Annotated in this window: 14 protein-coding genes; 7 read left to right on the forward strand and 7 right to left on the reverse strand. The window is 34.8% G+C overall.

Annotated elements, in window-relative coordinates; all coding sequences use genetic code 11:
- Window positions 1–31 precede the first annotated feature (31 nt).
- Window positions 32–1,951 (forward strand): alpha/beta hydrolase family protein, encoded by a 1,920-nt coding sequence (locus O5637_RS08195; protein WP_269604102.1) that lies wholly within the window; start codon window positions 32–34, stop codon window positions 1,949–1,951.
- Here the strand turns inward: O5637_RS08195 and O5637_RS08200 are convergent.
- Genes O5637_RS08200 through sufB form a run of 4 tightly spaced genes read right to left on the reverse strand, consistent with a single transcriptional unit; the run spans window position 1,948 to window position 6,723 of the window.
- A complete protein-coding gene (locus O5637_RS08200; protein WP_269604103.1) occupies window positions 1,948–3,195 on the reverse strand; it encodes an aminotransferase class V-fold PLP-dependent enzyme in 1,248 nt (415 codons plus the stop codon). The genes O5637_RS08195 and O5637_RS08200 overlap by 4 nt on opposite strands.
- Window positions 3,192–4,442 (reverse strand): Fe-S cluster assembly protein SufD, encoded by a 1,251-nt coding sequence (sufD, locus tag O5637_RS08205; protein WP_269604105.1) that lies wholly within the window; start codon window positions 4,440–4,442, stop codon window positions 3,192–3,194. Before sufD ends, O5637_RS08200 begins: the two co-directional genes overlap by 4 nt.
- Entirely contained in the window at window positions 4,439–5,230 is a 792-nt protein-coding gene (gene sufC, locus O5637_RS08210; protein ID WP_269604107.1) for a Fe-S cluster assembly ATPase SufC, read from the reverse strand. Before sufC ends, sufD begins: the two co-directional genes overlap by 4 nt.
- A 50-nt stretch (window positions 5,231–5,280) precedes the next feature.
- Entirely contained in the window at window positions 5,281–6,723 is a 1,443-nt protein-coding gene (gene sufB / locus O5637_RS08215; RefSeq protein WP_269604108.1) for a Fe-S cluster assembly protein SufB, read from the reverse strand.
- A gap of 480 nt (window positions 6,724–7,203) precedes the next feature.
- Here sufB and O5637_RS08220 point away from each other — a divergent pair, with 480 nt between their 5' ends.
- From O5637_RS08220 to O5637_RS08240, 5 genes are all read left to right on the forward strand, one after another.
- Complete coding sequence (locus O5637_RS08220; protein ID WP_269604110.1) at window positions 7,204–7,563, forward strand: hypothetical protein; 360 nt, start codon at window positions 7,204–7,206, stop codon at window positions 7,561–7,563.
- A gap of 303 nt (window positions 7,564–7,866) precedes the next feature.
- Complete coding sequence (locus O5637_RS08225) at window positions 7,867–8,946, forward strand: DUF4912 domain-containing protein (RefSeq protein ID WP_420063733.1); 1,080 nt, start codon at window positions 7,867–7,869, stop codon at window positions 8,944–8,946.
- 20 nt (window positions 8,947–8,966) lie between these two features.
- Window positions 8,967–9,137: a hypothetical protein gene (locus tag O5637_RS08230; protein WP_269604113.1), complete on the forward strand. Its 171-nt coding sequence runs from the start codon at window positions 8,967–8,969 to the stop codon at window positions 9,135–9,137.
- 64 nt (window positions 9,138–9,201) lie between these two features.
- A complete protein-coding gene (locus O5637_RS08235; protein ID WP_269604115.1) occupies window positions 9,202–10,851 on the forward strand; it encodes an alpha-D-glucose phosphate-specific phosphoglucomutase in 1,650 nt (549 codons plus the stop codon).
- Between the two features lie 86 nt (window positions 10,852–10,937).
- Window positions 10,938–13,142, forward strand: a complete 2,205-nt coding sequence (locus O5637_RS08240; RefSeq protein ID WP_269604116.1) for an AAA family ATPase — start codon at window positions 10,938–10,940, stop codon at window positions 13,140–13,142.
- Here O5637_RS08240 and O5637_RS08245 read toward each other — a convergent pair.
- The gene (locus O5637_RS08245) at window positions 13,139–13,795 is read right to left on the reverse strand and encodes a 4'-phosphopantetheinyl transferase family protein (RefSeq protein WP_269604117.1); all 657 of its coding nucleotides are present in this window, start codon (window positions 13,793–13,795) and stop codon (window positions 13,139–13,141) included. The two genes, O5637_RS08240 and O5637_RS08245, sit on opposite strands and share 4 nt — an antisense overlap.
- On the opposite strand from O5637_RS08245, the gene bcp reads away from it, so the two are divergent.
- Window positions 13,794–14,261, forward strand: a complete 468-nt coding sequence (gene bcp / locus O5637_RS08250; protein ID WP_269604118.1) for a thioredoxin-dependent thiol peroxidase — start codon at window positions 13,794–13,796, stop codon at window positions 14,259–14,261. The two genes, O5637_RS08245 and bcp, sit on opposite strands and share 2 nt — an antisense overlap.
- Here the strand turns inward: bcp and O5637_RS08255 are convergent.
- Together O5637_RS08255 and O5637_RS08260 are read right to left on the reverse strand one after the other, a co-directional pair.
- On the reverse strand, window positions 14,248–14,925 hold the full coding sequence (locus O5637_RS08255; RefSeq protein WP_269604119.1) for a type III pantothenate kinase: 678 nt from the start codon (window positions 14,923–14,925) through the stop codon (window positions 14,248–14,250). The two genes, bcp and O5637_RS08255, sit on opposite strands and share 14 nt — an antisense overlap.
- Window positions 14,926–14,952: 27 nt before the next feature.
- The gene (locus O5637_RS08260; RefSeq protein ID WP_269604121.1) at window positions 14,953–15,744 is read right to left on the reverse strand and encodes a phosphoadenylyl-sulfate reductase; all 792 of its coding nucleotides are present in this window, start codon (window positions 15,742–15,744) and stop codon (window positions 14,953–14,955) included.
- Between the last annotated feature and the right edge of the window lie 68 nt (window positions 15,745–15,812).

The raw sequence follows: 15,812 nt of genomic DNA on the forward strand, positions 1-15,812 counted from the left end.
TTGACTCTCAACATCAATAAAGAACAAAACAATGAGAATCTTGGATGCTGAAAAAGTTTATGGAGAAGCTCCAATATTTAAAGAGCCTCGAATAATAGGTAATTGGGTTTTATGGTTAGAACAAAGACCAAACGAAAAGGGAAGAACTACAGCTTTAATTAGACCTTGGGGACAAACAGACGTATTACCTCAAGAGTTAACACCTTATCCATGCGATTTAAGGACAAAAATACATGGATATGGTGGAGCTCCTTTAACAGCTACTCTCGATGGATCAGATCTGATATTGACTTGGGTAGACAATAAAGACAACTGCTTATGGATCAGAACTTGGTCTTATGAGGGAGAAAATGAAAAATCTTCTTCTTTTCAATTCATCCCTAAAATACAATCAATTTGTCTTACAAAAAAAAATAATTATTTTCTTGCAGGTGGCGTAATTGATCTTGAAAAAAATATTTGGATTGGATTGATGGAAGATGAAGAAGGAGATCATATAGTTTCTTTTTCTCTAAAAAAAACTGATCAATATCCAAAAATTATTTATTCATCTCAGGGATTATTAGGTTATCTTGCCCTAAATTCTAAAGATAGAAAATTGGCATGGGTTGAGTGGGAAAATACTTCAATGCCATGGGATTTAAATGAATTAAAATTAGCTAAATTAGATGAGAATGTAAATATTATCAATATAGTAAATTTTAATAATCAATATTTAAAATGTACCGAAAAAGTATCATTTTTTAATCCCATTTGGTCCTGTAAAGGTGATCTTTTTGTTGCTGAAGATAGTAGTGGCTGGTGGAATATAACACAGATTAAAACTGACATTAATAATAATTCAATTACTATTTCTCAGAATCAATGGACTATTAAGGGTGACATTGCTTTCCCACAATGGCTCCTTGGGATGTCTAGCTTTTCATGTGTGGGGGCTAATGTCGTTGGGGCTTTTGCTCAAGAAGGAATTTGGACTTTAGCTTTATTTCACGAAAATGGATCGATCAAGACTTTTGATCAGCCTTTTATTGAGTTCTCAGGTCTTCATTCGCATCAAAATCGACTTGTTGCAATTGCCAGTAGTTCAAAAATTACTGAAGGTATTTTTGAAATAGATTTATTGGATGAAATTTGGGAACATACTCCTGCCTCTTCATTTAGCTTGGATCCAACGGAAATAAGTCTTGGCGAATCTTTTTGGTTTATCGGATCGAATGAAGAGAATGTACATGCTTGGTATTACCCACCTCTTAATAGACAAATATCATTACCTCCTTTGTTGGTGAAAAGTCATAGCGGACCTACAGGTATGGCTCGTTGTGGATTGGATCTTGAGGTGCAATTTTGGACATCAAGAGGTTGGGCCGTTGTAGATGTTAATTATGGAGGCTCTTCTGGTTTTGGTCGTCAATATAGAGATCGATTGAGAGGCAATTGGGGAGTAATCGATGTTTTGGATTGCACTAAAGCAGCTCAGTCATTGATTGCATCTGGGAAGGCTGATAAGGATCGCATAGCAATTGTAGGGAGTAGCGCATCTGGTTTTACCGCTTTAGGTTGCTTAATGTCTACTGATATTTTTAGTATCGGAGCATGTAAATATGCTGTAACTGATTTGATAGGCATGGCTAATTCAACGCATAGATTTGAAGAATTTTATTTAGATTATTTAATAGGCAATATAGAAACTGATTATGAAAAATATGCTAAAAGATCGCCAATTGAACATGTTAATTATATCAATATGCCATTAATTTTATTTCATGGATTAAAAGATAAAGTTATATCTTCTGATCAATCTATTGCAATCAAAGATGAATTATTAAAACGTGGAATTCCAGTTCAAATAAATTTGTTTGAGAACGAAGGTCATGGATTTAAAGACGGCAAAATAAAAGTTGATGTATTAAAAAAAACTGAGGCTTTTTTTAGACAATATCTAGATATTTAAGAGTTTTTCTTTAAAAAAGAAATTACTGATTTTAATTCTTCTGCAAGATAATCAATTTCGGATGGAGTTGATGTAAAGCTCAAGCTTGCTCTGGCTGTGTTTTTTATTCCATAGAAACGGTGAAGTGGTTGGCAGCAATGATGACCACTCCTTATGCAAATATTGCTGTTATCAAGTAACTCAGCAACATCATTAGAGTGAATACCTTTTATATAAAAAGTTGCTAAAGGTCCTCTATCAGGCTGGATTAAAGGGCTGGGACCAAGAATCTTTAAATCATCTATCTCCTCTAATTTCTCAAAAAGATATTGTGTTAATTCTTTCTCGTAATTATGGATTTCGTTTAATCCAATTGATTGTAAATAATTAATTGCGGTTCCCATACCGATTGCCTCCCCAATAGCTGGGGTGCCCGCCTCGAATTTATGTGGTAAGTCTGCCCAAGTGCTGTTATCCTTAAAAACTTCATTAATCATCTCTCCTCCACCAAGGAAAGGAGGAATTTTTTTTAAAATTTCTTCTCTACCCCATAAAAAACCTATTCCAGTAGGACCGCAAAGTTTATGAGAAGATCCTGCTAGAAAATCAATACCAAGTTTTTGAATATCTACCGGCTTATGAGCAAGACTTTGGCAAGCATCTAAAAGGACTAAGCTACCTTTTTGATGTGCAAGGTCTGAAATTTCCTCGATAGGATTACAACAACCTAGTGTATTACTGACATGAACAAGACTAACTATTTTAGTTTTATCACTCAATTTTTTTCTAAAGTCATCAAGATCTAGTTCTCCATTTTTATCAATATTGATATAAATTAATTTGCACTTTTTTGTGTTGGCTATTAACTGCCAAGGGACGATATTGCTATGATGCTCCATTAAACTTATTAAAATCTCGTCGTTTTCCTGAAGTTCATAATTGCCCCATGTATAAGCTACAAGGTTGATAGCTTCAGTAGCATTCCTCGTGAAAACAATCTCTTTTTCATTATTACTATTAATAAAATTTGCTGTTAACTTTCTTGAATTTTCAAATTTTTCTGTTGCGATTGCACTCAACTGATGAGCACCTCTATGAACGTTAGCGTTTTGAAAGCTATAGTATTCTTTTAAAGAATCTATAACTTCTTGTGGCTTTTGACTAGTAGCTGCATGATCTAAATAGATTAAATTATTATTATTTCCATTAAATAGTGGGAAATCACTTCTACTTTTCTCAGCAATCTTTTTTATTAAATGGTTCACTTTTTTATATCTTGTATTAACTTTTCAATAAAATCCCATTTTCCAGCACTTTTAGGAAAGTGTGAAATTACTTCATCATAATATCCTTGTAATAACAAAGAATTAGCATGTTTATTATCAATACCTCTACTAAGTAAATAAAATAATTCCTCATCTTGGAGTTGGCTTACAGTTGCTCCATGAGTACACCTAACATCATCAGCAACTATTTCAAGCTCTGGTTTTGTATCTATTCTGGCGCGCTTGGAAAGTAATAAATTTCTACTTAGCTGGGCAGCTTCTGTTTTTTGTGCTTTTTGAGGAACTTCAATCGAACCATTAAAAATGCAATGGGAATATTCAGAAGCCACGGCTTTTTGTAATTGATCTAGCTTTCCATTTGGACCTTCAAATCTAATTAAAGAGTGTGTGGATATTTGCTCTTTTGATTTAGTGACTTGAAGCCCTTTGATAATTGTTGAAGCTTCTCCTTCACTTTGAATTATTCTTGGTTCAAATCGGGCATAATCCCAACCATGATGAATTGAATGAAGAGAGTATTTGCTATTTGCTGATTGTTCTACGGCCAAAGTACAAATTGAGGAGGATTCTTTTTCTTCACCCAAAGAAATTAACCCATGAGTGAAATCTACGTTAGACTCTAGTTTTATTTCGATTAGATGATTTTGTGCTGAATTATTATTACCTTTGAAAATTTGTAAAAGATCTAATTTTGCCCCCTCCTCTATCAGGAGTAAGATTCTAGTTGAGACTGACTTTCCCTCTATTGATGGAATTACTATTTCTAATGATTGATTGAAATTACGTTTAACTTTTAAAGCAAGAAGCTCTATGCTTGAGGCCTGATTAAGAGATACCGAAATGTCATTTTTTATATTAGTTGACTTTACTATTTTGCCAAGATTATCTTCAATTTCTCTGTTGTTTAGCTTCTCAATTCCATTAGGTAGATTAATATTTAAAAGATTATTTTTATTAGGATTAATTATAATTCTTTCTCTGTTTTCATCCTTTGCTGGAAAGATAGATTTTGATTTATATTTAATATCTTTTCTATCGATAATTATTGGTAAAGACAAAAAATTATTTAACTTGTTGAAGTTGGATAATCGCCATGCTTCATCTTTCTTAGAAGGCATCCCTTTCTCTAAGAGAAATTCTCGTCCTATTGATTGTTCGTTTTTTAAATAGCCCTCAGTTGTAGGAAGAGAGTCAAGCCAATCGTGGCAAAGAGTTGATGATTTCATTTTGCCATTTCCTTCTCTTTGGTATTTTTGTCAATAAATTCATATCCTGATTTCTCAAGGTCAATGGCTAGTTCTTTGTTGCCAGTTTTTATTATCTTTCCATCAGCCATTATGTGTACAAAGTCCGGAGTAATTTCATTGAGCAGTCTTTGATAATGGGTGATTAAAATAGTTGCGGAATTTGGTTGAGAGAGTCTATTTATCCCAGATGCAACAATTCTCAGAGCATCAATATCAAGTCCTGAGTCAGTTTCATCGAGTATTGATATTACCGGTTCAAGAAGAGCCATTTGAAGAATCTCGTTGCGTTTTTTCTCTCCTCCAGAAAAACCTTCATTTACGCTTCTTTGTAGAAAGGCTTGATCCATTTCAACTATTTTCAATCTTTCTTTTACTAGATCTTCGAATTCAAAAGTATCTAATTCACTTTTAAGTAATTCTTTTCTTCTTGAATTGGTGGCAACTCTTAAGAACTCGAGATTACTAACACCAGGAATTTCTACTGGGTATTGAAAACCAAGGAAAATGCCAATTCTTGCTCGTTCTTCAGGTTCGAGCTCAAGAATATCCTTACCTTTAAATTGTATAGATCCCGATAAAACTTTGTAAGATGGGTGACCGGCTATAACTTTTGAAAGTGTACTTTTTCCGCTCCCATTGCGACCCATGATCGCATGGATTTCTCCTGCTTTTACTAACAGATTGACTCCATGAAGTATCTCTTGATCCTCAACACTTGCATGCAGATCTTCAATAGATAATATTGTTTCTGAAGTTGATGAGATCACTAAATTAGGGAGAGAGTTGTAGAGAGCAAATGTATGGTTTTCATTTATTTTTATCCAACCGAACCCTCTAATTTTAAAGCTAAAAGTTTATCAGCCTCAGATGCAAACTCCATAGGTAATTCATTGAAAACATCACTACAAAATCCACTGACTAACATTGAAACTGATTCCTCGAAATCAATTCCTCTACTTTGTAAGTAAAAAAGTTGATCTTCTGAAATCCTACAAGTACTAGCTTCATGTTCGATATTTGATTGAGGTTGTTTGGATTGAATATATGGGTATGTATTTGCACTGGCTTTGTCACCTATTAACATGGAGTCACATTGACTGTAATTTCGAGAGCCCTCAGCATTTGGGCTTATGGATACAAGACCTCGATAGCTATTCTTTGATTTTCCAGCACTGATTCCTTTACTTACGATTTTTGATTTTGTGTTTTTGCCTATGTGAATCATTTTTGTCCCAGTATCTGCTTTCTGACAATTATTAGTGAGTGCAATTGAATAAAACTCACCAATGGAATTGTCTCCTTGTAATACGCAACTTGGGTATTTCCATGTAATTGCAGATCCTGTTTCGACTTGAGACCAGCTTATTTTGCTTTTCTTCCCTCTACATTCCCCTCTTTTTGTGACGAAGTTATATATTCCTCCAACCCCCTCCTCATTGCCTGCATACCAATTTTGCACGGTTGAATATTTAATAGATGCATTATCGAGTGCGACAAGCTCAACAACAGCAGCATGAAGTGTATTGGTATCAAACATAGGCGCTGTACAGCCCTCTAGATAACTAACGGAGGAAGAATCTTCTGCGATAATTAAAGTTCGTTCGAATTGACCAGTGTCGCCTGAATTTATTCTAAAATAAGATGATAATTCCATAGGACATACGACACCTTTGGGTATGTAAACAAAAGAACCGTCACTGAAAACTGCAGAATTTAGGGCTGCAAAAAAGTTATCATTGATAGGAACAACACTACCCATATATTTTTCAACGAGATCTGGATATTCGCTAATCGCTTCACTAATAGAGCAGAATATTACTCCATGTTCAGCTAGTTTTTCCTTGTATGTTGTCGCTATGGAAACACTGTCAAATACAGCATCTACGGCTACATTAGATAATCTTTTTTGCTCACTAAGTGGTATTCCAAGCTTTTCAAAAGTTTCAAGTAATTTAGGATCAACTTCATCTAAACTCTTCTTCTTTATGTCTTGTTTAGGGGCTGCATAATAAACTAGATCTTGATAATCTACTTTGGAATAAGTTAAGCCAGACCAGTCAGGTTCTTTCATTTTCAACCATTGTTCGTAAGCTCTTAAACGAAATTTTAATAAAAAACCTGGTTCATTTTTTTTGGCGGAAATTAACCTAATAACATCTTCATTCAATCCTTTTGGGATTTTTTCAGTTTCAATTTCAGTTATAAAACCGTATTTATAAGGTTGTGAAACAATTTCTTCGACAGTATTAGATTGGGTCATTTTATTTTGATTAAATAAAGTCGTAGTAGTTTTTTATTTATGAAAAGTTTGGCTTTTAAGATCCAAGATAATCTTTAATTATGACATCTGGGGCTCATCATTTGATCAGAGTGTTTTGATAGTTGGATCTCAAATATCATTCTAAGTCAAATCAAGGGGGAAAACCCAGTTTTATAAAAGTAGTTTTAATCTCCCACAAGCATAAGTCAAAATGCTTACAACCGTTTCCAGTTCTAATTGTGCAGGAATAAACTCTTAATCTTTTTTTAATTCGTAAAAGATTTTCTAATGTATACAAATAGTTATGTAAATCCCCATTGATACTGTTGATTTCATTTGTCAATTCCTTTTTTGGACTTGTAATAGTTAATGAATGAATATCTTTCCCTTCTTTATAAGTGGAAAAAATAAGATAAAACCTATTTAAAGATAAATATTCTTTTAAACTTTAAACATAAGAGATGCTACCGCTGCCAGATCATGGAATCGACTTTGAACGATAATTTTCAAAATAGTCCCTTGAGTAAAGATGATATAAATTTGATTGGCTTAACTAACCTTTCAGCTAGTGAAAAGCATCATTTAAGAATGCTTGCACATTGCTTGCAATGTTTTAAATCCATGAGTAAGGATAATCCAAGAGGTTTAATCCCTGTGAAGGAAGAATGGCTTGAATGGTGCTTGAAGAATCCCATCATGATGGAAGATGACGAGTTTGTGCAGGTAATGTTCGAGCAATTTTCTGGAGCAGCTATCCAGCTGGAAAGCTTGTCAAATGATTTAAAAGTTGCTCCATTGGATTTGACCTTGAGAAATTTAATCGATGCATATGAGACTTGAAATCGTTTTTGGCTATGGATGAGAAAACTTTATTTACGAGGTTGATCCCAAAGAAAAAAGTCTTCGAAAATTTCAAAATTCGGATTTATTTTTTTTCATTGACTTTGAAATTATTTTTTTGTTGGAAATTCTTGGATTGGTAATGAACTCATATTTGTTAGTTATAGCAATGCTTTTCAGCGGCAGATACCAAATTTTGATCTCTTCTGGGAGTCAGTAGATGCTGACCACACTAACGAGAAGAGCACATTTCATCACATACTTATCGGACTGATCCCAAAAAAAAAATGGAGGTTTATGGGCGTGACTTTTGATCAAGAATCCCTGTCACGTTTAACACTTCGTCAGCTTCGTATTAAGGCTAGTGAATTAGGTATTCCCCTTTATAGTAGAAAATCAAAGGCTGATTTAGTTAAGGGTGTTTTGCTATACGAAGAGAAAAAGGAATTAGAAAAACAGTTGATAAATAGTAAAGCCCAATCATCCAGCGAAACTACATTCTCCAGTTCTTCAGAGACAAAAGTCGTTTTTCTTCCTCGTGATCCCGAGTGGGCATATGTCTTTTGGGAAATATCAGATGCTGATCGTTCTAATGCTCAAAATGAAGGAGCTATTCGGTTGTGTTTGCGTTTAGCTGATGTAACCAATAAAAATAATGGAGAAGCTAATCCGGGAACTCTTCAAGAAGTTGTTGTTGATAGTCATAGTACCGAGTGGTACTTACCTATTCCTTTAGGTGGAAGAGATTATAAGGTTGAACTCGGTTATCGAATTGGTCACACATGGATGTCACTTGCTCATTCATCTTCAGCCAAAGTACCCTCACTTCATCCAAGTGAACAAATTCTTGATCAATTTGTTCCTTTTAGCTTGGAAGCCCCAGTTACCTCTTCTGATTCTAAGATAGAAAGTTCTGCATCAGAACAACCAGATAGTGGTTTACATGAGCGGTTGTATCAATCAGCGACCACAAAATTTAGGACTCGAAGAGTTGGTTCAGAAGAATTCCAAGAGGGTTTTCCAGGAGATATAAATTCAAACAATGAATCTGGTAGTGGCCTTTGGGCTAGTGGCTTGAATGAATCTGGTATTGGAGGGGTTCCTCAACCACGTTCTTTTTGGCTAGTTGCTGATGCTGAATTAATTGTGTATGGAGCTACTGACCCCTCGGCTAAATTATTTATCGAAGATGAAGAGGTTCCATTAGCAAATGATGGAACCTTTAGATTGCAAGTCCCATTCAGAGATGGTATTCAGAACTATTCAATTAAAGCGATAGATAAAGATGGGGTTGATTCAAGGAATATAACAATGAAATTCGAAAGAGTTACTCCAGTTGATAATACTAATCCAAATTCAAAAGCTGAATCAGAATGGTTTTAAATTTAATCCCCACTTAATTAATGGCTCGCTTAATTGTTGCTTTTACTCCATTAGTAGGCGCTATTGCTTTTCCTTTATTAATTCCTACTACGATTGAGCGTTTAGGACTTGGTCCTGGTGTTTTAAGTGCGTTGATATTAAGTACTCTTTGGTTTATCGCAATGCTTCGTACTTCTGAAATGCCTCACTGAATTCAAAGTGTTGCCATTTCATTCTCGATTCATTTGTTATATCATTCACTAATTTATTCTCAAAGTGTTTTCTACAGAATTTAGCCAACTTACAGTTAAGTTAAACTCATCTTTTACTGATCAGAAACCAGGTACTTCTGGATTAAGAAAAAGTACTTTGCAGTTCGAAGAGACTCACTACCTTGAGAGTTTTATTGAATCAATCTTGTGTTCCCTGCCTGGGGTGCCTGGTGGTGTTTTGGTTGTTGGAGGTGATGGTAGATATGGCAACAAAAGAGCGATTGATATTATTATTCGAATGGCAGCTGCACATGGAATTCAAAAAGTTATAACAACTGTAGATGGGATTTTGTCGACCCCTGCGGCTTCTAATTTGATTCGACTTAATAAAGCAATAGGTGGGATTATTTTATCTGCTAGTCATAATCCAGGAGGACTTGAAGGTGATTTTGGCGTCAAGCTAAATGGATCAAATGGTGGTCCTGCTTCCGAATCTTTAACTGATAAAATTTACAATTACTCCAAGAATCTTCAAGAATATAAGATCATAAAATGTCAATCAAATAATTCTTACTCATCTGGGAAATATAAACTAGCTTCAATGGTTGTCGAGATTATTGATGGAATAGAAGATTACTTAGATTTAATGAAAAAAATATTTGATTTTGATTTGATTAGTTCCTATATCAACAAAGATTTTCCGATCGTTTTTGATGCATTAAATGCTGTTACGGGGCCATATGCAAAGCGTCTTTTTGTTGATCATTTAGGAGCTAATGCAGAAACAGTAAGGAATGGAATACCTTTGGAAGATTTTGGAGGTCTTCATCCTGATCCAAATTTGACTTATGCCAAAGATCTTGCTGATTTGCTTTTAAAAGGGAATTTATTTTCCTTCGGAGCAGCATGTGATGGGGATGGCGATAGAAATATGATTTTAGGACGTGGTTGCTTTGTAAATCCTAGTGATAGCCTTGCAATTTTGGCTGCTAATTATGATTGCGTGCCAGGATATGCCAAAGGTTTATCGGGTGTCGCTCGTTCCATGCCTACGAGCTCCGCTGTAGATGTTGTTGCAAAACATTTAGGAATAAATTGCTTTGAAACTCCTACTGGATGGAAATTCTTTGGCAATCTTTTGGACGCTAATCAAATTACTCTTTGTGGAGAGGAGAGCTTTGGGACTGGAAGTGATCATGTAAGAGAGAAAGATGGATTATGGGCTGTTCTCTTTTGGTTACAGATACTTGCGACCAAGAAAAAGTCTGTTTCTGAGATAATGAGAGATCATTGGCTATTTTTTGGTCGTCATTATTATTCTCGCCATGACTATGAATCTATTCCATCTGAAGTTGCAAATTCTCTTTATTCCAGATTGAGCAATATGCTTCCCACTTTGAAAGATCAATCTTTTGCTGGTAGGACAGTTAAAAATGCTGATGATTTTAGCTACACAGATCCAGTTGATGGTTCAATTACTCTTAATCAGGGTTTGAGAATTTTATTAGATGATGGTAGTAGAGTGTTAGTTAGACTTTCTGGTACTGGCACTCAAGGAGCTACGTTAAGAGTTTACTTTGAAAGCTTTGTTCCAAGCGATGGTGATATCAGTCAAGATCCTCAGTTAGCCTTGGATCCTTTGATTAAAAGCATTGACTCTTTAGCTGAGATTTCACAACGAACAGGCATGTTCGCTCCTTCAGTTATTACTTAGTTTAAAAACTTCCAATTGGAAATCATCAAAACAACTTTATAAGTTTTTTTTTGCTTTTAGAGTAATAACAATGTTTTTTATTAGCTTTGGCAAAAGATCTGTTTGCTTTGAATGGTGAACAGCTAATACAGAAAAATGCTCCTTTAGCTGATCGCTTACGGCCTCAAACCCTTGAAGAATTTGTTGGTCAAGATCATATTCTTGCTCAAGGGCGTTTATTGAGACGTTCAATTGTTGCTGACAAAGTAGGGAATTTATTGCTTTATGGACCACCTGGAGTTGGTAAGACTACTTTGGCTAGGATTATCGCCTCAAATACACTATCTCACTTTAGTGTCGTAAATGCTGCCTTGGCTGGCATCAAGGATTTGAGATCTGAGATTGAATCTGCAATCGAAAGATTAAATAAATATGGTAAACGCACGATTTTATTTATTGATGAGGTTCATAGATTTAATACTGCTCAACAAGATGCCTTATTGCCTTGGGTTGAGAATGGAACTTTGACCCTGATTGGGGCAACTACGGAAAATCCATATTTTGAAGTAAATAAAGCTTTGGTAAGCAGATCTAGATTATTTCGATTAAATAGCCTTAATTCACAGGCATTACATCAATTGTTAAAACGAGCTTTGAGCGATAAGGAAAGGGGTTATGGGTTGAAATTAATAAATTTAGCTAGTGAAGCTGAGGATCATTTGGTTGATGTTTGTAATGGCGATGCACGAGTTCTGCTTAATGCACTTGAACTTGCTGTAGAGAGCACTATCGCTAATCAAGATAGTTCAATCAGTATTGATCTCAAGATTGCTGAGGATTCAATTCAAGAACGAGCGGTTTTATACGACAAAAAAGGTGATGCTCATTTTGATACGATTAGCGCTTTTATTAAGTCATTAAGAGGTTCGGATCCTGATGCGGCATTGTTTTGGCTTGCTCGAATGTTGGAGGCTGGAGAAAATCCACGATTCATTTTTAGACGTATGCTCATCGCTGCAGGAGAAGATATTGGTCTTGCTGATCCCAATGCAATTGTCATAGTTGAGGCATGCGCCGCGGCTTTTGATCGAATAGGTTTGCCAGAGGGTATTTACCCACTGGCTCAGGCAACCTTGTACTTGGCTTCAACTGAGAAAAGCAATAGTGTGAAGGCTATTTTTAAAGCAGTTCAGAAAGTTAAAGATTCCGACAATCAAAATGTTCCATCTCATCTTAAAGATGCAAATCGAGATCAAGAAGCTTTTGGAGATGGTATGGGTTATCGGTATCCACATTCATTTTCACAAAATTGGGTTCCACAGCAGTATTTGCCAGATAGTTTGCTAAATGAGATTTTTTGGGAGCCAACAGAACATGGATGGGAGGGGCAAAGACGATCTCTTTTGAATGAGAGAAGATCTGAACAGTTAGCTTCATTAGTTGAGCTTGAGCAGCAAAATCCTTTAACTATTACATCTAGAAAAGTTGATAATGATTTGGAGAAATGGTTATCTCGTCAAACTTTGCAAGAGGGGGAAAGATTAAAAAATTTGATGACTAAATTATGGTCAGGTATTAATTGGAAGATAAATCATAGGGTTTTAGTCTTAACACCTAGTTCTTTGCTTTGGTCTTTAAAGCCTTTAAGAGAGACATCTGAAGGTGGTGTCGTTATTGCTGTATTAGAAGAAAATCATTCTAGGTTATTAGCTGAATTAGACTGTTTGGCTCCAATGGAGCGCCCACTTTTAATTGATTCAAAAGTTGAATCAATTAAAAAATTAGAAGAAAATCTCAAGTTTGAGGTAATTGGAGGAAGGATCCCTTGGAGAGTTTTTTCTGAAACAAATTTTTCTAAATTGTGGCCCATTCTTACTGAGAAATGTACAGCGGATACAGAATTAAGTTTGATTATAAGTAACCCGTGTTCTGGCCCTGCCCTTTCTTTAAAGGAAAGCTTAGAAGTAAATAGCAATAATAAAAATACTGATTGTTCATTATTGAATGATTTAATTTGTAAAGAAGAGAATTGGTTAAACAACCAAGAGCATAAAGAAAAATTTATTTTACAATTAGAAAAATTAGGCTGGAAAATTTCTTGTGAAGAATGGATTGAGTTTGTATATCAAAAAGTTGATAGCTCTATAATTAAAAGGTGGCTTAGTCAAGGAAGTGAATATCGAGGAATTATTCTAAAAAATTGTGATGAAGATCAATTGAATCGATTAAAAAAATTATTTGAAAGCTTGGATGGCAGGACTATAAAACAAAAGCTTATACATACTAAGTTGCTTGCTAAAAATAAGAATTAATTAAGGCAAATGATTGGTTTAGGTATTACTGAATCTCCATCTAATGCAATTGCATAAATCCATTGATCATGATTTTGTGCATAAACTTTTACTTTGTATCCAAGCTTTTTATGATACGCAAAGGATGATGTATTTTCCCAAATCCATTGATTTATATTAGTCGCTATTTTTCCACTATGCCATTTGATCGCGGCTTCTTTTATTACCCATCTTTTTAGTACTAGTTCTTGAGCTTGATTTGGCGTTAAATTTTCTATTTCGCAATTCTCATATTGACTGAAAAAACGTTTTGACAATTTATGAGCTTTAAACTGTCTATTTTTTCTTTCTATATCGACTCCAATTTTTACTGATGACCATCCTATTAATAAAGCATTCGAACAGTGACTCATGCTGATATAACCTAATCCTCCAGCTAAAGAAGGTTGCTCCCCTGGATTGGCTTGAAGAGGTATATCAAGAGGTTCTAAGCCCGTCATGCTGGACATGACATGTCTGAGACAGCCTCTAGAAAAGTGATAAGTCAAACCTCTACTTGGTGTTAATTTTTGAACCCATTTTTTTTCTTCGCTACTTATTGGTAAAAGTTTCGATGGCATCAAAAAAAGCCAAAGGCCTAGTACGCTTTTATTGTTTATTTGAGTTGTAATCATGACTCTCTGTATAGGCGATTCTGCACCAGATTTCACTCTCCCTAATCAAGATAGTGTTGATACCAGGCTCTCATCATTCAAAGGATCGAGAGTCGTAATTTATTTTTATCCAAAAGATGATACTCCTGGCTGCACTAAGGAAGCTTGCAGCTTTCGAGATAATTGGGGGCTTTTTAAATCAAACAATATTCAAGTTTTAGGTATTAGCAAGGATCCCTCAAAATCGCATATGAAATTCATTGATAAACATAAGTTACCTTTTATACTTTTAACTGATAGTGAGCCATGTCCCGTTGCGACATCATATGAAAGTTATGGCTTGAAGAAATTTATGGGTAAAGAATATTATGGAATGATGAGACATACTTTCGTTATTGATAAAGATGGTAAAATAGAATTAATATATTTAAAAGTAAAATCAGCAAATATGGCTAATCAGATTTTAAATGATCTTAAATTGAATTAATTGCTTGGTCTACATCAATCATTCCTTCTAGAACTAGATTAGGACAATAATTGATATCAATATTTGTGTGTTTAAGTTCATTTAATATGATTGGTGCATCACCCCCGCAGATCCATATCGGTAATTTTGTCTCCTCATAAATATTTAAGATTAATCCTAATAAGCCATTTATTGCCCCTCTGATCATTGCATTTTTCGTATCATGTTGAAATGTCTCTATTGGGATTTTCTTGATGATTGGATTCTCTAAATTTAATGAACCATTTGCCATAGAGGATAATTGAAGTCTTAATCCAGAAATTAACTGCCCTCCAGCGAACTCTCCTTTTTTTGTTATTTTTGTGACGCTCATGATTGTCCCTGCATCTATAACAATTAAGTCTTGTTCTTTGCTTTTTAAAGATGATTGCTTTTTATAAGCACTCCATGAAGCCAGAGCTCTATCAATCCCTAAATTAGATGGAAGATTGACGAGCGGAACATCATCTAAATCTATTTTTTTTGAAGGGCATAATTTAAGATTCTCAGGTATGGGACCTACTGAAGCCCAAGATAATTCAAAATAATTTTTATCTTTAAATTCGATTGGATTAGGAGTGGTATGAAAATATTTCCAATCTTCTTGGATCTTTTTTGCCCAATGCCATCTGGTATTCCCAATCATTAAGTAATTTTTTTCTAAAAACACCAGCTAAATTCCATCTCCCAAAAAACTATTGTCATCAACATGAATCCCACACTCTTCACTGACCCCTCCAAATCTTGTTGATCTCCCTTTGGAATTATTATTTTCTGCTACGCTTGAATGCCAATCTCCAACAGTAGAATATCCTTTTTCAAATAAAGGGTGTTGAGGTAAATCATTATTTTTCATGTAATAGAAAATATCTTTTTTAGTCCAGTTTAAAAGAGGTCGTAGTGTTAAACGTTCTCTGATGTAATCAATATGAGACATAGATTCTCTGTTTTTTGTTTGACCTCTGCGCACTCCGCTAGCCCAACAAAGAGCTCCTAGTTCTGACAAGACATTCTCTAAAGGTTCAATTTTTCGTATTTGGTGATATTTGTTTAAATCTCTTGGTTCGCCAGTTTCCCAAAGTTTTCCATACAATGCTTCCATCCTTGCAGGAGATATAGGGCTTTGGGCCACTATTAAATCTAATTCAAAAAGCTTTGTTAGTTCTTCTGCATAGTTATAAGTTTCTTGAGGTAGATAACCAGTATCTATCCAAATTATCTTTGGTTTTGTTTTAGATTTTAAAGCCACTGTCATATGAAGTAAAACAGCAGATTGGATTCCAAAACTGGTCGTTAAAACAAATTTCTGATTAAATTTCTCATGGGCCCATTGAAGTTGATCTTGAGCAGTCAGTTTTTCAAGATATTTGCTTGTTTCATCAATCGATTTCACCAGACCAGGTTTAGCTAAGTTAGTTGATTCTCTCAAATCACTGGTGTAATTGTCTTGGGATTCTTTCTGCATATTTGAGAATTCAATGCCGAATAGGTCAAAGTTTGTTTAAGGTCTTTTAAATCATCTTAAATCTAGTC

Source organism: Prochlorococcus marinus str. MIT 0917 (genome assembly GCF_027359575.1).
GTDB lineage: Bacteria > Cyanobacteriota > Cyanobacteriia > PCC-6307 > Cyanobiaceae > Prochlorococcus_B > Prochlorococcus_B marinus_D.